This window comes from Arenibacter catalasegens (assembly GCF_002909235.1).
Lineage (GTDB): Bacteria > Bacteroidota > Bacteroidia > Flavobacteriales > Flavobacteriaceae > Arenibacter > Arenibacter catalasegens.
The window spans coordinates 177,318-200,143 of record NZ_PHQQ01000002.1; the positions used below are offsets into that span (position 1 = coordinate 177,318).

Consider the following 22,826-nt stretch of genomic DNA (forward strand, 5'->3'; position numbering starts at 1 on the left):
AGCTAGAAACCATGCAAGAAAATTATTTGGCAAAATGGCTCAACAACGAACTTTCTGAAGAGGAGGTCGTTAGATTTAAAGAGTCCAAGGAGTACGCCTCGTATGTAAAATTACGTAAGGCCACCGATAATTTGGTTGGCCCGGATTTTGACATGGCAAAAGCTTGGGAAGACCTCAACAAGCAAAAGACTTCCAAAGAGAGTAAAGTAGTTAAACTAAATCCTTTTAAAAAGTATTTGAGCATTGCTGCAGCTGTAGCCGTTATTTTTACGGCCTCCTATTTATATTATGGTACACTGAACGAAGAAGTAAGCACACAATTTGCGGAAAGAGCGGAAATAGTACTTCCCGATGCATCGGAAGTTCAATTGAACGCGGATTCACAAATTTCTTACAGTAAAAAGAATTGGGATAATAAACGAAATATAGTGCTTAACGGGGAAGCTTTTTTTAAAGTAGCCAAAGGCAAACGGTTTACAGTGACTACGGAAAACGGAACCGTTACTGTATTGGGTACACAGTTCAACGTAGAAAATAGAAAAGGCTATTTTGAAGTAGCTTGTTATGAAGGATTGGTAAGTGTTATCTACAACAAAAAGGAGGTTAAACTTCCTGCCGGAAATTCTTTAGTAGTCATCAATGGCGAATTACAGGCCTTGGAAATCCCAAATATTAAGGAACCATCTTGGATACGCAACGAAAGTAATTTCAAGAGTATTCCATTGAAATATGTCCTGGATGAATTCCAAAGACAGTTCAATTTAGTGGTCACCACCCAAAATATTGATACCGATCAATTATTTACTGGGTCCTTTAGCAATACGGACAAAGATTTAGCGTTGCAAAGTATAAGTACTCCTTCTCAAATGAAATATAAATTAGAGGGGAATAAAGTGCTATTCTATGCTGAAACGCCATAAACAATTTATTTTTCTTATTGGTCTCTATATATGTCTAGTTTCTTTCTCCACTAGTGCACAGGAAAGCTCTACCCAAAAAGCAAACCTAATTAGCTATATTGAGGAACTGGAAAGGGAATTTAATATTAAGTTCTCTTATGCGGATGAAGACCTACAACTCCTACAGATTATCGTTCCGGACACCAATTTATTACCTGAAATAATTGAGGAACTTCGAAAGCAGACCTTGCTTAACATAACCAAGCTGAATGAGCGGTATTTTACCATATCCAAACCTAACTTTGTGGATATTTGTGCCAATGTAGTAGACAATTATGAGAACAGCACTATCATGAATGCCACTGTCGAAGTTTTGGGCAACAATGTTTCCCAAATTACAAATTTGGAGGGAAGGTTTTATTTAACGGAGGTTCCTAGAAACGCCAATATCGCTATTAAACACCTTGGGTTTAAAACGAAATATTTGACAGCGGAAGAACTAACGGGAAACAATCCTTGTAAGACTATCCTAATGTCACCAAACTACCAACAACTGGAAGAGGTGGTTGTTTATCAGTTCCTAACCACTGGTATAACTAAGAAACCCGATGCAAGTATAGAATTAAATACTGATAAATTCGGAATTCTACCTGGGCTAATAGAACCAGATGTCCTACAGACCATACAGGCTCTACCTGGTATTAAGAGTGTAGACGAGACAGTATCCGACATTAACGTTAGGGGAGGCACAAACGATCAGAATTTGGTACTGTGGGACGGAATCAAGATGTACCATTCCGGACATTTTTTTGGCCTGATATCCGCCTTTAACCCTTATTTGATAGAAAAGGTAAACATTATAAAAAACGGTACCAGTGTTCAATATGGCGATGGAGTGAGCAGTGTAATCAATATAAGGACTAGAAACGAAATAACCGATTCATTCGTTGGGGGTGCAGGATTTAATTTATTGAGTGGCGATGTATATGGACATCTCCCACTTTCCGAAAAAGTATCAGTTCAATTTTCAGGCAGACGTTCTACTACAGATTTTATAAACACTCCTACCTACAATCGATTTTTTGATAAGGTTTTTCAGGATAGTGAAGTCAAGGACAATGGCAACAGCTCCAATGATGAAAACATTGTGCGGAACGAGGATTTTTACTTTTATGATTTTACTGGCAAATTGCTTTATGACATCAATGAAAATCAAAAAGTAAGAATTAGCTTCATCAACACCAACAATCACCTTAGGTATACCGAAAAAACCGAAGATCGCACAGCAACAAGTTTATTGGATCAAGCCAACCTTTCCTTTGGGGGGAGCCTGGAAAGCACATGGAATTCTAACTGGAGTACACATTTAAACCTGTACTACACAAGTTACAACTTGGACTCCCAAAATATTCCTTCAGAATCCCAACAACTTTTCCAAAGTAACCAGGTTTTGGAGAAGGCCGTAAAGCTAAATACCAATTACAAATTGGGAAATGGCCTTAATTGGCTTAATGGATATCAATTGAACGAAGTGGGCATAACCAACTTCACCCAAGTTAGCCAACCTCCTTACAAAAGCAATATTAAAGGGGTAATAATGACCCATTCCCTTTTTTCGGAGTTGGATTACGAATCCAAAAATAAAAAATTGATTGCCAGGGGAGGACTTAGGTTGAATTACATTAAAAACCTTAAAACCTTCAAAACTTTTGAGAAAATTATCCTTGAGCCTAGAGTAAACATCAACTACACCTTGGCTGATGGTATTAAGACCGAATTATTGGGAGAATTCAAAAGTCAGACCACCAACCAAATAATAGACTTGGAGCAGAATTTTCTTGGGATTGAAAAAAGACGATGGATACTATCGGACGACGATATCTTGCCCATTACAAAAAGTAAGCAAATATCCCTAGGCCTAAACTACGACAAAAACACACTTTATGTGGGTATTGAGGGGTTCTACAAAAAAGTGGACGGCATAAGCACAGCAACACAGGGATTTCAAAACCAGGATCAATTTAGTGGTGAAATTGGAAAGTATGATGTTTCAGGCATCGAATTTTTGGTCAACAAAAAAACAGCCACCTACAGCACTTGGTTTAGCTATGCCTATAATACCAACAATTATACTTTTGAGAATATAACCCCTAACAAATTTCCCAATAATCTGGATATTAAACACACCATTACTTTTGCTGGAACCTATACCTATAAAAATTTTAGAATGGGACTGGGAGCCAATTATCATACGGGAAAACCCTACACCAAACCGCAAGAGGGAAACAATTCCATAATACTCAATGTTTTCCCCAACAAAATCAACTACGAGGAACCTAACAGCAGTAGACTGCCCTACTACCTGAGGGCGGATGCTTCAATTATTTATAACTTTAAAATTGGCACAGGTATAAAATCTTCCGTTGGTGCTTCCGTATTAAACATTTTGAACAAAAAAAACATCCTGAATACCTATTACCGTGTAAATGATCAAAACGAAATTGAAACAGTGGAAAGAATCTCACTTGGCATTACACCCAACTTTAGTTTCCGAATGAGCTTTTAATGATTAAAACAAATCATTGTAATTTAATCAACCGGTTTATATGCCGTCTTCGAACAGAGTTGCCAATGCAACAATCCTGTGACCTCCAATTGTTCCCACAAAAAAACCGGAAGCTTTGGAGATAATCCCAAACTTCCGGCTGATATAAATAAAAATCAAATTACTTACTTAAATCCTTAATTCTGATTTTCCTAAAGGCCAATTCGGCACCATGTCCCAAGAAACCAATATGTCCTGTATTTCTTTCCAAGCCAGGGTGATCTTTATGGTCCGCCGTTCCATTTTTGGAAGCTTCTTTCCAATCTCCATCCACTATAACGGTACCATTCAAGGTTATTTTAATATGATTCCCCTTAACAACCACTTCTTGTGAATTCCACTCCCCTACTGGATTAAGAGCACCTCTTTTTGCCGCAATTATTCCATACACGGAACCATGGTATTGGTAGGGTTGTAGATTGGCGTATATTTCAGCGGTGTCGTCCAAAATCTGTAATTCCTTACCGTCATAAGCAGCATCCCCATTCAATGGTGCGTGGATACCCAAACCGTTATTGGCGCCAGGGGTTAGTTTAAAATCAAATCTGAAATTGAAATCCGAATATTCCTCGGCCGTAAACAAGTTTCCATGTCCACCTCTTTTTGGGCGCACCAACAACTCATTGTTTTCCATAATATAGTCGGTTTTATTTCCGACCCAATGATCCAAGTCCCTTCCATTCAACAAGGATTTAAAACCCTCTTTCTTTTCAGCTTCGGTCAATTGATCCTCACCAGAACTAATTTCCCTAACATAAATATTCCTAAAGCCTAGGTCTTCACCGTGGGCCTGCAATTCAATGGCCTCTTTAGTAAAAATAGCTTGTTTGCGGTCCCAATAGTTTTCTAAAACCACATTATCCGTAACCAAGACACCATTTAAATGTACAGTAACTCGCTCTCCTACCATTTTAATTCTAAAGGTATTCCACTCATCAATTGGATTGTCGGCCACCTGTAGCGGTTTGCTCTCGTGTTTCTGGTTGTTGTACAAACCACCTGAACCAACTTGCGCACCAGCATCCACTCTAGCGATATCCCAAATTTGCACCTGAGGAGTACCTCTAAGATAAATGCCACTATCACCTCCGTTGGTAATCTTCCAATCTACGATCATTTCAAAGTCGCCATAATCCTTTACGGTACAGATATTATTATATCCTTCCCCTTTAAAACCGATTACTCCATTTTCAATATACCAATCCTTCATCATTTGCTCATTGGCCTTGGCTTGTTCTGCTGCCAATTTTCTAGAGGACATTTTGGAACGGGCAATTGGGTTTTGTACCAAGCCTTCCCATCCTGTAAAATCCTTTCCATTAAATATCGACACAAAGCCTTTTTCATTTGGCATTTTATCTAAAAATTCCTTTACATCAATTTTTATATACTGACTGTCGGGACCTGTAAGGTTGTCGATACTTCTAGAGACTATATCCCTAACCATTTCACCGCTTAGGCCATCCTGTACTCCGGGAGTTGGCAAAGCAATGGAAATAGCTGCATTGGAGGCCGTAGTCAACAACTCTTGGTCATTCAGATATTCCGATACAAAAACCAAGGATAGAAAGGTTTTTATATTCCGAGCCGCAGAAAGCACTTGTTTCTTTTCTGCTATTGATTTAGCTTCGGGCATCAACTTCCTAACCAAAAGCAACTTCTGGTCTGCTGGATAATCCGATTTCCCCACTTTGGTAAGATAGTTATCGAAAGCATTTTTTCTGATAGCTCCTTCAGAGCTAGCTGTGGCCGTTTTAAAAAGATATGGCAAAGCATCATTATTTTTCCAGTTGGCCAGTGCATCCAAAGCTATCTTTTTCTCACTGACATTACCCATAGAAAGTCTTTCGGAAACCAATTCCAAGGCCTCCTGACTACTTAAAGAAGCTAATACCGGTAATAGTTTAGACTTATCCGATGCCCCTTTAAACTCCTTAAACACGGCATCCGAATATTTTCCATTGCTTTCGTTCAGAATGCTTAAAATGGCCAACTGCGAATTTTTAATGTTTTCTGGCTTATCTGCCTTGTTCAATAGATTTATTAAAGCGGAAAAATCCTTTTCAGTTGAAATGGAAGGCAAAGCCTTGTAGACAGCGCCGATAACATTTTCACTACCATTGTCGATAGCACCTATTAAGGTATCAAATTGATCCGTTGCGTTTCTGGCCGCCATTACATCAATTAACACTTCCTTCCCCGCATCATTGTTATTGGTAAGCTGACTTGCTAATAATTGATTATCCTTGGCATCACATAATCTAAGCATGGTTTCCTCAATAGCCTTATATTCCTCGACGGATGTAGCCGATTTTAAACTCTTGAACAAAACAGGCAATGCCTTGCTTTTATTTTGATAGGACAAGGCTTTTATTCCAGCCTCACGTACCGAAGCATCTTTATCCGCTACCGCGTTCAAAATAACCTTATCAAAAACAATTGCTGCACTGCTTTTGCTTAGCATTCTGATAATAAGCGGCTTAATTTCCGAAGACGACTTTTTATACTGTTTTACCCAGAGTCCCACTTCAGTAGGTGATAAATTGGAATCTGCAGCGTCCAATACGGCACCTACGTAATTCTTATTACTATTCTTGGATTCCTTAAGCAAAGTCTTGGTAAAGGAAGTTCCTTCATTGGCACTTAATATATGAATTCCTGCAGACCGGTAATGCAATTGATTATCCATCTTGCAATTTTTAAGAAGGGCCTTGGCAACAGAATTACTTAATGTTGTATTATCATTCTTCTGCAATTCTTTTCCGTAGTGTATAAAGGCAATAATACTTTTAGTATCATCCAGTTGATATGCCGAATTCTCGACCGCTTTTTCAAGTACCTCATAAGAACTTGGACTGGCAATTTCCGCCAATGCCATTAAGGCTCTTTGTTTAACTATAATTGAAGTTGAATTCACCCTAGCCTTTAACACTTCTTCGGCCGGAGCATATTTCAGAGCGCCCAAAGCCTCTACAAAAGCAGCTTGTTTGTTTACATCCTCAACCTCAGTAGCTTCCAAGATTGCCATGGCGGCATCCGTAGTGCCAATTGCGGTCAGAGCAGCCAAAGCAGGTTTAAACAAGTCGCTGTTGGACAAATACTTGCTCAATACCGGAACGCTAACATCTGTTCCAACATAGATAAGACGATCTATTAAAAAGGTGTTCACCTCTTTGTTGGACGATGATTCCAACGCTTTCAGCAAGGCGCTTTCAACATGGCTGTTTTGTATTTTTGATTGCTGTCCTCCACTGTAGATAGCCACACTCTGTATGGCATATCTCGCTTTGGTATCGTCCCCGGTACCAAGAGGCACCAACTTTTCTGTAAATTTTAGGATTCCATCCTCACCTAATCCAATTATTTCCTGCATAAGGCGATCGGAATGCCCTAGGTCTTCCGTTGGCAACTGCATCAAAATATCGGCTACCTTGGTATCCAAGGTTCTGTTATCCTGAGCACTTATAGTAAGTGTACCAATAAACAGCATTAGCACACCTATATTTTTATATAATGTATTCATTTTATTAATTCTAATTAATTGGTTAATAAGCCCAAGAGGACCTCATTGGTTGGTCTATTAATCTATTGGCCTCTTCATCATTGATGAATTCTTGTTTTACCGGATCAAATTCCAAAGTACGCCCAAGTCTCAAGGCAATAATACCCATATTCACTACTGTGGCAGAACGATGACCATTTTCTTCATTTAAGGCGAATTTCTGTCTAGTTTTCACAGATTCCGAAAAAACGGTTATCTGTTCCTCTGGATCGGGCATACTGTTGATCAATCCCTCAATATTGGGGATCGTAGATTTAAATCCATTATAAATTTTGCCATTGGGGCCTTCTATATAAGCGGCATCCTTATCGCTGTTTTCGCCATCCAAAATAATCTGACAGCCATCGGCATAGGTATAAGTAATTCTTCTCCAAGTACCAATAGCATCATAATGCTGCTGCGGCGCATCTACTTCCACCTTTACCGGACTGGTATTATCCTTACCCAAAAAGTATTGTACGGGATCTATATAGTGTTGACCCATATCGCCCAATCCACCACCGTCATAATCCCAATATCCCCTAAAGGTACCGTGCACTCTATGCGGATGATAGGGCTTTTCAGGTGCAGGTCCTAGCCACATGTTATAGTCCAGTTCCGCAGGTACGGGTTGAGGCGTTAAATTTTCCTTCCCTACCCAATAGAATTTCCAATTAAAACCAGTAACACCACTGATGGTTACCTTTAATGGCCATCCTAGGGCACCACTATCCACCACCTTCTTTAATTTTTTCACAGGAGTTCCCATGCCGTAAAAATTATCCTTAAAACGGAACCATGTATTTAAACGGAACATCTTACCATGCTGTTGCATGGCTTCCACTACCTTTTTACCCTCACCAATGGTTCTGGTCATGGGTTTCTCGCACCAAACATCCTTACCTGCTTCCGCAGCCATTATAGACATAAGGCCATGCCAGTGCGGAGGGGTCGCTATATGAACAATGTCAACATCCGGTCTTTGCAAAACTTCCCTAAAATCACGATAACCTTTTACACTGCTTCCAACTTTCTGAAGAGTACTGGAGAGATGATTGGCGTCCGCATCACAAATTGCCAAAAGCCTAGTTCCTTCATACTCCAAATGTCCCTGACCCATGCCTCCAACTCCAATTACCGCTTTGGTCAATTGATCACTTGGAGGAATAAAATTGGTCCCACCCATGACATGTCTTGGAATAATACTGATACCTGCAGCTACCACAAGCGACCTTTTTACAAAATCCCTGCGGCTGGTTGATTTTTTCTCCATTGATTTCTATTCTATTATTCTATTAATAAATTGAAGTTTCGATATTAAAAACACAAAGAAACACTGTAATGCGTAAAACTAGGGGTAATATATGGGGTAATAAAATTGAAAAATAATGAATTATCAAATATTTTTCGAACCCAGGTAAATGCTAAGGAATATTATTAACAGCCATATCCTCAAATTTAACGGTATATATTTCGCCATATACCTTCGCGTAAAGCTTCGCGAAATTGTCATAAACCTTCCGTGCCAAGCTCAATTTTCCTTGTCCAATTAGGATTTGTAATTTTATCTGGAGCGCATTCTCATTTAAATCATCATAGATATACATCACCGATGCCAAATCGTACAACAAGGAACTGTTCTTATCCAAGTCCAGTTTCTTTGAAATATCATAACAGAATTCAATGATTCTATTGCTCATTTTTTCTACTATTGGGTCTAACCAAGAGTCACTCATATTAACAAAAAAACGATCCTCCTTTAATATTGAAAAAAGGGTGGGTAAATTTTCTTCCAAATAGGTTACCGTCACATCACTTCTACTTAAGTCAGTTAAATGATTGAGTACCTCTTGATAATCACAAAAACAATCTTCCCCTATCTCCAAATACCAATGTTTATCACGAAATGCCAAATTCATTCCACTGGTAACGGACAATATGGCTCTTAAGTTCTGTATATTGGTACCTCTAGTATTTTTAGCATTCTTTGGACTCATCCCTGGCCAGAGCGATTCCGTAAGTTTTTTAGTGTTGATCCCTTCCTTATCACCAAGGCTATGCAGCAGAACAATAACAAACAACTGTTTTAACTTGGGCGATAATTTTTTGGCAATATCATCACCCTCAGAAGTTGTAATGCGCAAAGGACCGAAACAAAGTATTTTTTCAGAAGCATTATTTAAATTATTGGAGGCACTGTTGACTTTCCTTTTTTGCCCCACTTTTGGTCTTGACATCAAATTTGCCTTGGCAGTTCTTTTCCTCCAAATACCAAGGGTCAATAAAACAAGAATAGCCACAGCAAGACCAATTCCTATTTTAGCATAAAAGGACAATTCCATAGCACTGTTCAATTCTATTTTATGGTATTCCTTGGCAATTTCAAAAGCATTTAGCTCGCGTTCCCATATTTTAATATTTGTCAAGTATCCCACAAAAAATTCTTGCCACAAATTACTACCTATTAAAATATTGTAGTCAGACGTGTCATAGTCTTCGATAAGCTGAATCTTGTCTGTCTGCACCCCATTAACAAAAAACAAGAGCTCATTGTTCAGCTTGGAATGCACTAAAGCAACATGGGTCCATTCATTTAGTGGCACTGGGGATGCCTCCGATATATAGTCTTTAATACCGGCCATGGTAAAGGTTAATAAGCCCTCATGCAGTTTTAATACAAAATTATCCCCTTTTCCAAGTATACTATTGTTGTTATTTAAAACAGTAGGTTTTACCCAGGCAGATATAGTAAAACTGCCCTTTAAGGCTGTTCTGCTGTCAAGTCCGGCATCTACATAAGCCCCATCGCTAAAATAGCCTACCTTTCCATGAACTTCATCCTCCTGAATTTTTACATCATTAACAATCAGTTCTTTATAGTTTTTTCTGATCGCATTCTTTATTGTCGTCCCAAATACAAAATGATCCGTTAAGCCATATTCAAAATCCAAGGGGAATCCAATAAATTCTTTTAGGTTATTCCTATTTTCTGGAGTGGTATAAATAATATCAGGGGAAAAATAATAACCGGCTTTATGTGGAATAAAAGCTGGCAAGTTATCTTTAAAATCCATTGGAAGACTAAAATACCCGTCCACTATAAGATTCTTATGATTTTTAAAATTTACACCATTCAACAATCCCTCTTTAGACCGTACGGCCCCAAAAACTTTTCTTTTCTTATTGAGGACCATGGCAAGACTATCCGCGGAACCAAAGTACTTTGGATCAACTTGAATAAAATTGGGCATCTTTCCCAAATGCCACCAATAATCTTCAAAAATGCTATCCTTTATAAATTCCTTATCCGACACCTTAAACACTAACAACTCCTTGCCGACAGGAAACCTCAAAGAACCTACACTCGCGACCATGGTGTCCAATAGTATCGTTTCTACCTTTTGAATAGGTATCCACGGAACCCATGACTGTGGATAAAAATCTTCATCAAAAACCTTATTTCCCACCAAGATAAGCGAATCCCTCTGCCCTATTAATTGGCCTAAAAATGGCTCGTAATTCTCATTGTAATTTGAAATATAGAGGGCTATGGGGGCTTTACCTCCGAGAAGATCAGGTAAATTATCCGTGGTGATCTGATCAATGTCGATTAAAACGTGGGAATGTAGGCGTATTTTCCATTTATCCTCTTCCGAAAGAAGATGATAATCCTGTGCTGTAGCCACCTTCAAAAAAAGAAGCAAAAACACGAAGCACAATTTAGAAAATAGACTTAATCTTAGCAATATTTACGGAATAAATCCCAGTTTGGGCATTTCTGTTGACTACGCAATTTACTAAGAATAAATAAAGTTTCATCAAAGGAAATTACCCGAAGTATATCTTTACCTAACAATACAATTTTAAGTATTAAAAATACCCCCCTCGTAAAAAAAGCTGAGAACTGCTTACATTCTTTCCGGGACCTGTATTCCTAGTAGGCTAAAGGCTGATTTAATAACATCACCCACCTTCTTTGCCAATTGAATCCTAAAAATCTTTTTGTTCTCATCCTGCTCCCCCAAAATAGAGACATTCTGATAAAAAGAATTAAACTCCTTCACCAGATCATAGGTGTAATTGGCAACTAAAGCCGGACTGTAGTTATCGGCTGCCAACTGTATCGTATCTGGGAATAACTGTAATTGCTTTAGCAACTCTTTCTCCTTTTCATGCAGATCTTCCAACTTTGGAGAGCTGTTCAAGTCATTCTTCAATTCTTCCGCCTTTCTCAAAATAGATTGGATCCTGGCATAGGTATACTGAATAAATGGCCCCGTATTTCCTTGAAAATCCACAGATTCCTCCGGGTTGAACAAAATTCTCTTTTTGGGATCAACCTTTAGTATATAATACTTTAAGGCACCTTGCCCTATAATTTTATAAAGTTCTTGTTTCTCTTCTAGGGAATAATCTTCCAACTTACCCAATTCTTCAGAAATTTCTGCTGCAGTCCTGGTCATATCGTCCATTAACTCATCGGCATCAACCACGGTTCCTTCCCTACTCTTCATTTTTCCACTCGGTAAATCTACCATACCATAACTTAGATGGTATAATTTTTCCGCCCACGAAAATCCTAATTTTTGCAGGATAAGGAACAATACCTTAAAGTGATAATCCTGCTCGTTGCCTACGGTATAAACCATTCCGCCTACATCAGGATTATCTTTAACTCTCTGTATGGCCGTCCCGATATCCTGGGTCATGTAAACGGCGGTACCATCTGAGCGAAGTACAATTTTTTCATCCAGCCCCTCCTCTGTTAAGTCGATCCAAACACTGCCATCCTCCTTTTTATAGAACACACCTTTTTGCAAGCCATCAGCCACAAAATCTTTTCCCAACAAATAGGTATTGCTCTCATAATAAAGTTGATCAAAATCAACTCCCATGTTTTTGTAAGTAACCTCAAACCCAGTATAAACCCATTGGTTCATTGTCTTCCACAAAGAAACAACCTCTTTATCACCATCCTCCCATTTTCTTAGCATATCTTGAGCTTCCAACAAGATTGGAGCCTCTTTTTCTGCCACCTTTCCATCTACTCCATTAGAAATCATAGTAGCTATTTCCGCCTTATAGGCTTTGTCAAAGGCCACATAATAGTTCCCTACCAGCTTATCGCCTTTTAACCCAGTGCTCTCTGGCGTTTCCCCGTTGCCAAAGCGTTGCCATGCCAACATGCTTTTACAAATATGAATCCCTCTATCATTAATGATTTGAGTCTTATAAACTTTCTTCCCGGAAGCCTTTAGGATTTCCGCCACGGAGTATCCCAATAGGTTGTTTCTTACATGTCCCAAATGCAATGGTTTATTGGTATTGGGCGAAGAATATTCCACCATAATAGCCTCTCCTTCACTTTGGCCTACAAAACCAAAATCCTTCAGATCCCTTACTCCTGTAAAAAAATCAAGATAATATTCGTTCCCTAGGGTAATATTCAAAAATCCTTTAACCACATTGAAGTCGGTTACTTCATTTACTTGATCTTTCAATAACTGCCCTATTTGCTCCCCTATTTGCACAGGATTTCCTTTAACAAATCGCAACATTGGAAAAATAACCGCTGTAATATCACCAGCGAAATCCTTTCGGGTAGGTTGAAATTCCACACTAGGCAAATCAACTTTAAAAATTGAGCTAACGGCTTCTTTTACCTTTTGGGCAAGGACTTCTTGAATGTTCATTAATTTCGTCGTTTACGGCTGCAAAATTAAGCAATTTTTATTCTTCACCCCTCAGAGCTTGTTCAAGAATTCGTCAATTGCTTTTTTATAGCCCTTTTTGCTCATTATTCCGTTAAAATATTTAATCCTAGCGATTAATCATATAACTTTTCGATATCAAAAATCAACTTAAAAAAATTCTGATCATATTTTCTTGAGCAGGCTGTTAATGATATAGACGAGTACACCATAAAGAGGAAAGATTTTTTTAACTTTATTTCTCTAAAGATCCGAAGTACACTAACTAAACCTATCTATGCTTTTAAACGTTTCCTATAACAATCAAGAAATTACCAAAAAAATAGACAAAGAAGTTGGAAAACCTTTTACCTTAAAAGAACGCTTTGCCTTGGACGGAATAGGCTCTCCCAAATTATTTATTGTGGACAGTAGCATAGAAATTAAAAATCTATTGATTTTAGACCACAATACCAATTCCTGTAATATAGAATTGAGACCAAAAGGAATCATAATTCGTTTTCGATCACTGTTGGAAACCTTTGGGCTTATCATCCCATATTACAAGTTTACCCTTTACAAGACCGATCTTGGCATATACACCATTTACAGGGACCAATACTTTATCAAAATTAAATCTGACACCAAGGCTGTACAGAAATTTTTCACAAAATTATTGGGTCATAGGGCGGACAATTCGCCGACGAACATAGAGGACATCTAAAAATAGCTGTTAGGTCTACCACCAAGAGACCGCCAATGATTTACTGGGATATAGATCAAAACATCATGCCCTAAAATTAAGCAACTTTTAGTAACTTGTTTTAAAATCCATATTATCAAAATATTCAATTCCGTCCGTAAAAATCCATTGCTTTCCATCTCGATTGGAATCTTATCCTTATCTACTTTAATTGTATTTGTGGCCACTGAAGCCTCCTACAATGCCATTGAGCAAGGCTCTATTTGGGTAAGAAACTATTTTGGTTATTTTTATTTATATCTTGGACTGGGATGTGTCCTTCTTTTGGTTGCAATTGCCCTATCTCCTCTGGGAAAAATTAAACTAGGCAAGAAAAATGATAAACCCGAATTCACCATTTGGGCATGGACCGCTATGTTATATAGTGCTGGTATGGGGGCAGGAATTTTACTTCGGGCGGTACAGGAACCCACTTATATGCAGCAAAACCCTCCTTACCTTTCGGATTTATCCCCAGATATTCTGGCCTTGGAGTTCACCTTTTACCAATGGGGATTTACCGCTTGGGCATTTTATGGACTTTTTGCAATGATTATTGGTTATTATCTTTTTGTAAAAAAGAAAAAAGTACTGGTAAGTTCAACCATAGAAGATATTATTCCAAACAAAGCTGCTCAGACAAGTATAGATGTGCTCACCATTATGACAACAGTCTTCGGGTTAGTTGCAGCGATAGGCTTGGGGACTACCCAAATTAACGGTGGTTTAAATCACATAACCTCATCCAATTTCGGCCTGACCTCTACCTTATTGCTCACTTCTATTATATCTGCTTTGGCTTTTTATTCGGCGTGGAAAGGCGTTAACAAGGGAATACAGGTATTGTCTAAGGTTAACATCATTATTACCTTGGCCGTACTGCTATTTACTTTCATAAATAGTGACATTCTTAAGGTTATAGGAAATTTTTTGAGCGCCACATTCCATTATATAATAGACTTCATACCCCTAAGTTTGGCATATGGCAGTTACAATCCAGGCATAGATTTTCTTACTGATTGGACCTTCTATTATTGGGCATTTTGGTTGGCATGGGCCCCTTTTACAGGGATTTTTATCGCGAGAATATCTAAAGGGCGTAGCCTAAGGCAGTTGCTTTTGGGAGTATTGATCATTCCCAGTTTGGGCACCTTTTTTTGGTTTTCAGTTTTTGGCACTTCGGCCTTTCAGTTTATAGAAGTATGGGGAAGTTACAACAACGAATTTGATGGCGTGTTTTCCTCTATATTCGTTTTTTTTGGGAATTATCCCTTTGCCACACTTCTAAATATCACCACAATAGTATTGCTGATCGGTTTTTTGGTAACCTCGGTAGACTCAGCTGTTTTTGTGTTAAGCATGTTTTCGGACAGTGGAAAAAAAGACCCCAGCAAGAAGCATCGTTTAATTTGGTCCCTTTTTATTTTTTTGGCTACGATTGCATTAATTCTATTGGGCCATGCAAAACCCGAAATTAACATATTGATAGCCGCCCAAAAGTTATTGATAATTACCTCGTTACCCTTTGCCATTTTTATGGTCTTTATGACTTATATCTTTCTCAGGGAACTTTTGGGGCATCACAATAACTATTCCCTTAAAAGTAAAAAAAGGAATAATTAAGGTATTATGTTCTAGGCAGGAACACTTCAGCCATCATACAGCGAGCACTTCCACCCCCACATGTTTCAATGGTATCCAAAGAACTGTGGATAATGTCACAATGCTTCTCTATAGACGTTAGTTGTTCCGGCCTTAAACTAGTGTAGGCCGCCGTACTCATTACCAAATAACGTTTTTCTCCCATACCAAGGACTTGAAGCATATTCCCGGCAAAATGGTGCATTTGCTTTTCGGAAATGGCAATAATCTCTTTGCCATCTTGCTTTAACTGGTTTAGGACATTCTTTTTTTCTTTTTTGTCGTCAATGGAATCCAAACATATGACAGCAAACGTTTCTGCCAAACACATCATTACGTTGGTATGATAAATAGGTTTTCGGGTCCCGGCCACGGATTGATTGGCAGTAAATAAAATGGGAGTATATTCGAAATCCTCACAAAACTCAATAAATAAATCTTCATCTGCCCTATCGGAAAGAGCACAGTACGCTTTTTCATTAACCCTATCTAGAACAATACTTCCGGTACCCTCCAAAAAAAAGCCTTCCTCCTCAGCAGAAGTATAGTCCATTACATTTTCTATCAGGAATCCTCTTTGCTCCAAAATGGCAAGGATATCCTCCCTTCGTTCATTTCTTCTGTTTTCCGCGAACATTGGATAAATACCTACTGTTCCATCAGCATGGAAAGACACCCAATTATTGGGGAATATAGAATCTGGTGTATCCATATCTTTTCGATCATCGACCACAATAACATTTACTCCCTTTTCCCTTAAAGCCAAAACAAACCGATCAAACTCCTCCTGTGCCTTCACGTTAATATCCCGAGTTTTTAAATCAAGATCCTCCTGAAAATAATTATTTACTGCAGTTTGCTCGTTCATTCGAAAATTGACAGGGCGCACCATTAATATATTATTGGAAATTTGCATTTTATTATTCACTTATCAAATTGGGTATTACAAAATACTTTCGCATTAAAGCGGTGTAAAATTAATTTTATTTATTTCCTTGTATGGGCATTACGAAGAAATTAAGACTATTTTAATCCCTTACCAATGGTAAGGTGCTACATCTTAAAAGCCCTTCTTGTTTGGCAATCTCTGAGTAGGCTATTTCTTCAACAGTAAAACCATGTTCCCTTAACCAATTATTCAACCTGGTAAAATTACGCTCAGAAACTACTACAGTTGGGGAAATGGAAAAAAAATTGCTCATCATATTGTACATCTCATCCTTGGTAATCTCAAAAACATTGTCACTTCCAAAGTAATTCAACAGCCACTGATATTCCTCTTCCTGTAAAAAGCCATTTTTATGCAAAATTGCCATATCCTTCCCTACTGGCTGAAAGCAACAATCTAAATGCAGTGCATTTTCACGGGCTATGGTGTTCGACTTTCGAAGTTCAAAAGCCTTTACCTTTTTATGTGGAAATTGTTCGGTAATAAAATCTACTGCCTCCCTATTGGTGCGTGCCGTAATTTGATCGGGATAGTCTGCACCCGAATAAGTTCCCATAAAAATATAGTCCCCCCAAGGCATCACATCACCACCTTCAATATGTACCTCTTTAGGAGGATAGATTATCTGATCTTCATCGATCTTATTAAGTACATATTTAATAGCTTGAAATTCCTTCTCCCTATCTGGGAGAATATTTGCTTTAACTAGCTTATTATCTATAACAAAAGCAATATCCCTAGAAAATATTTGATTACAATCCTTGATAACCCCAGGCCTAAAAACCTGCACATCATATTTGGCAAATACCTTGGCAAAACCATCCAATTCCTTTACCATGTCTGTCTCCATGGGATAGGTCCCGGCCAAAATATGCTCCAAGGATTTGGGATCGTAGGCTTCCTCAGGCTTTGGAACAGGTCCACAGCTTTTAGCAGTTCCAAGCACCACGGATCTTAAACGCGAAGTTTCATCCTGTACATTTAACTTTAGCATTCCTGAATTTTAGGTAAAGATAGAGATACTTATTTTGATACATAAAACTGCCCTTTGTATAAAATATACAAAGGGCAGTTTAAAACAATTGATATTTTGCTTATCGCTTCTCCACCGGAATAAAAGGCCTCAAAGTCTCTCCTATATATACTTGTCTAGGACGACCAATTGGTTCGTTTTTCAATCTCATTTCCTTCCATTGGGCAATCCAGCCCGGTAAGCGGCCTAATGCAAACATAACTGTGAACATTTCTGTTGGGATACCCAAAGCCCTATATATAATACCTGAGTAAAAATCCACATTAGGATATAATTTTCTATCTACAAAATATTTATCTTCCAAGGCTTCCTTGGCTAAACCTTTGGCTATATCCAAAATAGGATCATCAATACCCAAATCTGCCAAAACTTCCTCCGCGGCACTTTTGATAATCTTTGCTCTTGGATCAAAATTCTTGTAAACTCTATGTCCAAAGCCCATTAAACGGAATGGATCGCTCTTATCCTTGGCCTTGGCCATATACTTTTTAGTATCTCCGCCATCAGCCTCAATAGCTTCTAGCATCTCTAATACTGCTTGGTTTGCCCCACCGTGCAATGGGCCCCAAAGAGCGCAAATACCGGCAGAAATAGATGCGAATAAACCTGCATGTGAAGAACCTACAATACGCACTGTCGAAGTAGAGCAATTTTGCTCATGGTCCGCGTGTAAGATCAACAATTTATCCAAGGCATCTATAACAATCTTATTGGATTCATATCCATGATTGGGTTTTTTGAACATCATTTTATGAATATTCTCAACATAACCCAAAGAATCGTCCCCATAGTCTAATGGTAATCCTTTTTTCTTTCTTAAGGTCCAGGCTACCAACACTGGGAATTTGGCCAAGATTCTGACAATGGCCCAATACATTTCCTTTTCCGACGACACGTTTACAGACGTAGGGTTAAAAGCTATCAACGCACTAGTTAAACTGGAGAGTACGCCCATTGGATGTGCTGATTTTGGAAAACCATCCAAAATCTTCTTCATCTCCTCATCTACATGGGACTCACCCTTAATATCATGATGGAATTTTTCCAACTGGCTCTTATCCGGCAACTCCCCAAAAATCAACAAATAGGCTACTTCAAGAAAATCGGCTTTCTCAGCCAATTCCTCTATAGAATATCCTCGATACCTTAAAATCCCCTTTTCACCATCCAAGAAAGTAATAGCACTCTCACAGGAGCCGGTATTCTTAAATCCAGGGTCTATTGTTATCATTCCCGAAGTGGCTCTCATCGTTTTGATGTCTATAGCCAATTCATTTTCGGTACCTTCTATAACTGGAAATTCAAATTTTTTTCCGTTGTATTCTAAACTTGCGTTATTCGCCATTTCTTAAATTCCTGTTTTATTCGATTCTTCGTAAAAATACTAAAAACACCCAAGGTTAACAATTCAACAATTCTTAATTATTATATAATTATGAAATCTTCAGGAAACCTGATATGATTTTGAATCTATTGATTAATGGAATATAAATTTTTGTAATAGTCATCAACAGATTTTTCCCAAGTGAACCTCATCTTTTTTGCATTGCTCTGGATCTCCTTCCACTTAGGTTTATCATTTACAAATACATCTAAAGCTTGATCTAATACAACGAGCATATTTTTAATTTTATCGTCATAGGTTTTACCATCAAAGCTAAACCCAGTCTTCATATGTTCTACCGTATCTCTTAAGCCTCCCGTATTATGCACGAAACAAGGATTCCCGTTACGCATAGCCAACATTTGGCTAATACCACATGGTTCGAACAAACTAGGCATAAAATAGAGATCTGTTTCCAAATAGATCGAATCTATTAAATCTTCAGATTGCCCGTTGGTAAATATGAAATTCTTATGTTCATAACTCAATTGACGAAATAACTCCTCATATTCAGGTGCGCCCGTACCCAACAACATGAAAATTCCATCAACCTTTTTAAGTCGCTTAAGAATCTCAACGAAAGCTTCTGGAGAACGTTTAAAAAAATAAAATTTCTGTTCCGTTAAACGAGCCACACTTGAGACTATAAATTTTGGCCTGTCAGTGACATATTCCATAACTTTCTCTCCCGTATGAGCCAAGAAATCAGCTTTGTACTTTTTGGATTCCTCCTGCAACCATCTAAATAAGGCCTTAACGGTATTGCGGTACAATAATCCTTTTTCGGCAACCCTAATGTTCTTATAATTGGAACCATTAAGTATTCCAAAAAGCCGCCCCTGATTATTGGCCTCCTGCAAGTCCAATTCCAAACTCTCTCCCCCAATAAACTCTGGTGGAGTGCTGGGCCTAAGCACATCATCCTTGTAGGAAGGAGACACGGTATGCACGGCATCTGCCAAACGAATACCCACGGCCATCAGGTTAATACAATCCTGATACCTGTGGTCCATTAACCTTTTTACATCAAGAGACAAATTGGGAAACCAATTTCCGAGTGAGGAGTAATTATCGTAGAACGGACGTATGCCTTGAATTGCAAGGTTATGGATGGTATAAACATAGCGCATTTTCTTTAACGCCTGATATTCCGGATGGTAGGTTTTCAAGAACAGCAATAGGCTTGAATGCCAATCGTGCATATGTACAATATCCAAATGGCCAAAAGCATCCACTTTAATGGCCTCAGCCACGGCAGTACAAAAAATGGTAAACTTAATATTGTCAGTATAAAAGGCCTCTTCAGGATCATCATGGTATATATGACCAATTTCTCCAGCCGTAATTTCCGGATGATGTATTACGTAATGGTGTAAATTTGCAAACTCCTTTTTAGGCGCCACTTCATACAACTCAGCAACATATACGGTGCCCCGCAAGTTAAGATTTAGATTCGTGATCAAAGTACCATTCTGGTGTAATCTAGAATAGGAAGGCACCACAACATGGGCCGTATCTCCCCTTTCTGAAATCTGCCTAGGAACATCCCTAACAACATCACCCATACCACCAGCCTTACACTTTAGAATGCCATCATTCTCTGCAGCTACAAATAGAAAGTTATTCATTTAATCTAGAATTTGGTTGCACATCTTGGTTTATTGATAAAAGTATGATAATATAATTATTTATTTCTGATAAGTAAACAAACCTCCTTTATATTTAAAAAAAAAAGCCATTCTTGGTAGAATGGCTTTTTTTTGGCACTAAAATGTTGTATTATTTTATTTTGAAGGCATTTACCCCTGGGTAATACGCAGTACTTCCCAATTCTTCTTCGATTCTTAGCAATTGGTTATATTTCGCCATTCTGTCCGACCTAGAAGCTGAACCTGTTTTAATTTGACCTGTATTTAAGGCAACTGCCAAATCCGCAATAGTGTTATCCTCAGTCTCTCCAGAACGATGTGACATTACAGAAGTATATCCCGCATTCTTAGCCATATTAACAGCTGCAATAGTTTCTGTCAATGTTCCAATCTGGTTTACCTTGATAAGGATTGAATTGGCTATACCATTTTTAATCCCTTTGGATAAACGCTCTACATTTGTAACAAATAAATCATCACCTACCAATTGTACTTTATCCCCAATTTTATCGGTCAAGGATTTCCATCCGTCCCAATCGTTCTCATCCATTCCATCTTCGATAGAAATAATTGGATATTTGGCGCTTAATTCTGCCAAATATTGAGCCTGCTCTTCAGAAGTTCTTACTACTCCCTTATCACCCTCAAATTTGGTATAATCGTATTTACCATTTACATAGAATTCTGCAGCAGCACAATCCAAGGCGATCATTACGTCGTCCCCTAATTTATATCCTGCTTTTTCAACCGCTTTAGCAATCGTATCCAATGCATCTTCTGTACCGCCCGCAAGATTAGGTGCAAATCCACCTTCATCACCAACTGCTGTACTTAGACCTCTATCGTGTAATACTTTCTTAAGGTTATGGAATATTTCAGTACCCATCTGCATAGCGTGCGAAAAGCTATTGGCCTTCACTGGCATCACCATAAATTCCTGAAAAGCAATGGGAGCATCAGAATGCGAACCTCCGTTAATAATATTCATCATTGGAACAGGCAAGGTATTAGCACTAACACCCCCTACATATCTAAACAAGGACAATCCCAATTCATTTGCAGCTGCCTTGGCAACAGCAAGAGAAACTCCTAAAATGGCATTGGCACCTAATTTCGACTTATTGGGCGTACCATCCAAATCGATCATAGTTTGATCTACCAAATTTTGTTCAAAAACGGACATACCCAGTATCTCCTCAGCAATAAGCGTGTTTACATTATTTACAGCTTTTCCGACTCCCTTACCCATAAAAGTTTTACCTCCATCACGAAGCTCTACAGCTTCATGCTCACCTGTGGAAGCGCCAGATGGAACTGCTGCCCTACCCATAACTCCGTTTTCAGTAATTACGTCTACCTCTACTGTTGGATTGCCTCTTGAATCCAAAATTTGTCGTGCATGAACACTTAGGATGATACTCATATGTCTTTCTTTTATTTTTTAGTTAAATTAATTTGCAAATATAGCAAAGGCAGTGCTTTTAGCCCACTATTATTGGCTTTATTGGCCATTTAATAACAATAAATTAAAACTATAACGTTTTAGTTTGCTGTGGATTGGATCATTTCAAAAAATTGATCAAAAAGATAATCTGCATCATGTGGACCTGGACTTGCTTCAGGGTGGTACTGAACAGAAAATACGTTCTTATTTTTCATTTTAATCCCAGCTACGGTATTGTCATTAAGATGAAGGTGGGTTATCTCCAAATCTGGATTTGCTTCTGTCTCCTCCCTATTAATGGCAAAACCATGATTTTGGGAAGTAATCTCCCCTTTGCCGGTCACCAGATTCATAACTGGATGATTGATACCTCTATGCCCATTGTACATTTTATAGGTAGAAACCCCATTAGCCAATGCCAATACTTGGTGCCCCAGGCAAATACCAAATAATGGCTTGTCTGTTTTAATTATTTCCTTACACGAAGCTATTGCCTCATGTAATGGGTCTGGATCTCCCGGACCATTGGAGATAAAATAACCGTCCGGATTCCAGGCGCTCATTTCCTTGAAAGTAGCGTTGTACGGAAAAACCTTTATGTAGGCATCCCTTTTCGCTAAATTGCGGAGGATATTTTTCTTAATTCCAATATCCAAGGCAGAAACTTTATATTTCGCATTCTTATCGCCGTAGAAATACGGTTCTTTGGTAGAAACCTTAGAGGAAAGCTCTAGACCTTCCATACTTGGTACATCTGCCAATTTCTTTTTAAGCTCCTCTATATTTTCTACGTCAGTAGAAATTACAGCATTCATGGCTCCGTTATCTCGGATATAGCCAACCAAAGCCCTTGTATCCACATCAGAAATAGCGAACAGATTACTTTTATCCAAAAACTCCTGTAAACTTAAATCAGCATTAGGTCTTGAATAGTTGTAACTGAAATTTTTACAAACCAAGCCGGATATCTTCACAGAATCAGATTCGACCTCCTCGTCATTGGCCCCATAATTCCCTATATGGGCATTTGTGGTTACCATTATTTGTCCATAATAGGAAGGATCCGTAAATATTTCCTGATAACCGGTCATTCCAGTGTTAAAACAAGCCTCTCCAAAGGCAGTTCCTTCCTTGTCCCCTACTGCCTTGCCGTGAAAAATGGTCCCATCGGCCAGCAACAATATTGCTTTTTTTCTTGTTTGATACTTCATTTTTGGTTTTACAATTTTTCGTTTTGCAAAAATAACAT

The 22,826-nt window shown here is 38.4% G+C and carries 14 protein-coding genes; 4 read left to right on the forward strand and 10 right to left on the reverse strand.

Going from position 1 to position 22,826, the window contains the following annotated elements; all coding sequences use genetic code 11:
* Positions 1 to 11: 11 nt before the first annotated feature.
* Positions 12 to 920, forward strand: coding sequence for a FecR family protein (locus CWD90_RS02620; protein WP_103474379.1), 909 nt, complete (start codon positions 12 to 14; stop codon positions 918 to 920).
* Positions 904 to 3,465: a TonB-dependent receptor gene (locus tag CWD90_RS02625; RefSeq protein WP_103474380.1), complete on the forward strand. Its 2,562-nt coding sequence runs from the start codon at positions 904 to 906 to the stop codon at positions 3,463 to 3,465. Before CWD90_RS02620 ends, CWD90_RS02625 begins: the two co-directional genes overlap by 17 nt.
* Positions 3,466 to 3,625: 160 nt before the next feature.
* Here the strand turns inward: CWD90_RS02625 and CWD90_RS02630 are convergent, their stop codons facing one another.
* From CWD90_RS02630 to argS, 4 genes are all read right to left on the reverse strand, one after another.
* Positions 3,626 to 7,027 (reverse strand): DUF1080 domain-containing protein, encoded by a 3,402-nt coding sequence (locus CWD90_RS02630; RefSeq protein WP_103474381.1) that lies wholly within the window; start codon positions 7,025 to 7,027, stop codon positions 3,626 to 3,628.
* A gap of 22 nt (positions 7,028 to 7,049) precedes the next feature.
* Positions 7,050 to 8,318, reverse strand: coding sequence for a Gfo/Idh/MocA family oxidoreductase (locus tag CWD90_RS02635; protein WP_103474382.1), 1,269 nt, complete (start codon positions 8,316 to 8,318; stop codon positions 7,050 to 7,052).
* A gap of 151 nt (positions 8,319 to 8,469) precedes the next feature.
* Complete coding sequence (locus CWD90_RS02640; RefSeq protein WP_103474383.1) at positions 8,470 to 10,755, reverse strand: LamG domain-containing protein; 2,286 nt, start codon at positions 10,753 to 10,755, stop codon at positions 8,470 to 8,472.
* Between the two features lie 198 nt (positions 10,756 to 10,953).
* Positions 10,954 to 12,738: an arginine--tRNA ligase gene (argS, locus tag CWD90_RS02645; RefSeq protein ID WP_103474384.1), complete on the reverse strand. Its 1,785-nt coding sequence runs from the start codon at positions 12,736 to 12,738 to the stop codon at positions 10,954 to 10,956.
* Between the two features lie 295 nt (positions 12,739 to 13,033).
* On the opposite strand from argS, the gene CWD90_RS02650 reads away from it, so the two are divergent.
* Positions 13,034 to 13,459 carry a hypothetical protein gene (locus CWD90_RS02650; RefSeq protein WP_103474385.1) on the forward strand — a complete coding sequence of 142 codons (426 nt, stop codon included), beginning with the start codon at positions 13,034 to 13,036 and terminating at the stop codon, positions 13,457 to 13,459.
* A 147-nt stretch (positions 13,460 to 13,606) separates the two neighbouring features.
* Positions 13,607 to 15,100: a BCCT family transporter gene (locus tag CWD90_RS02655; protein WP_239986442.1), complete on the forward strand. Its 1,494-nt coding sequence runs from the start codon at positions 13,607 to 13,609 to the stop codon at positions 15,098 to 15,100.
* A 4-nt stretch (positions 15,101 to 15,104) separates the two neighbouring features.
* Here the strand turns inward: CWD90_RS02655 and ctlX are convergent, their stop codons facing one another.
* From ctlX to carA, 6 genes are all read right to left on the reverse strand, one after another.
* Positions 15,105 to 16,034, reverse strand: a complete 930-nt coding sequence (ctlX, locus tag CWD90_RS02660; RefSeq protein WP_103474387.1) for a citrulline utilization hydrolase CtlX — start codon at positions 16,032 to 16,034, stop codon at positions 15,105 to 15,107.
* 112 nt (positions 16,035 to 16,146) lie between these two features.
* Positions 16,147 to 17,061: a dimethylarginine dimethylaminohydrolase family protein gene (locus CWD90_RS02665; RefSeq protein WP_103474388.1), complete on the reverse strand. Its 915-nt coding sequence runs from the start codon at positions 17,059 to 17,061 to the stop codon at positions 16,147 to 16,149.
* 100 nt (positions 17,062 to 17,161) lie between these two features.
* Entirely contained in the window at positions 17,162 to 18,445 is a 1,284-nt protein-coding gene (locus tag CWD90_RS02670) for a citrate synthase (protein WP_103474389.1), read from the reverse strand.
* A 125-nt stretch (positions 18,446 to 18,570) separates the two neighbouring features.
* A complete protein-coding gene (locus CWD90_RS02675) occupies positions 18,571 to 20,112 on the reverse strand; it encodes a glycogen synthase (RefSeq protein ID WP_103474390.1) in 1,542 nt (513 codons plus the stop codon).
* 151 nt (positions 20,113 to 20,263) lie between these two features.
* On the reverse strand, positions 20,264 to 21,556 hold the full coding sequence (gene eno, locus CWD90_RS02680) for a phosphopyruvate hydratase (protein ID WP_103474391.1): 1,293 nt from the start codon (positions 21,554 to 21,556) through the stop codon (positions 20,264 to 20,266).
* Between the two features lie 119 nt (positions 21,557 to 21,675).
* Complete coding sequence (carA, locus tag CWD90_RS02685) at positions 21,676 to 22,788, reverse strand: glutamine-hydrolyzing carbamoyl-phosphate synthase small subunit (RefSeq protein ID WP_103474577.1); 1,113 nt, start codon at positions 22,786 to 22,788, stop codon at positions 21,676 to 21,678.
* Positions 22,789 to 22,826: the final 38 nt, after the last annotated feature.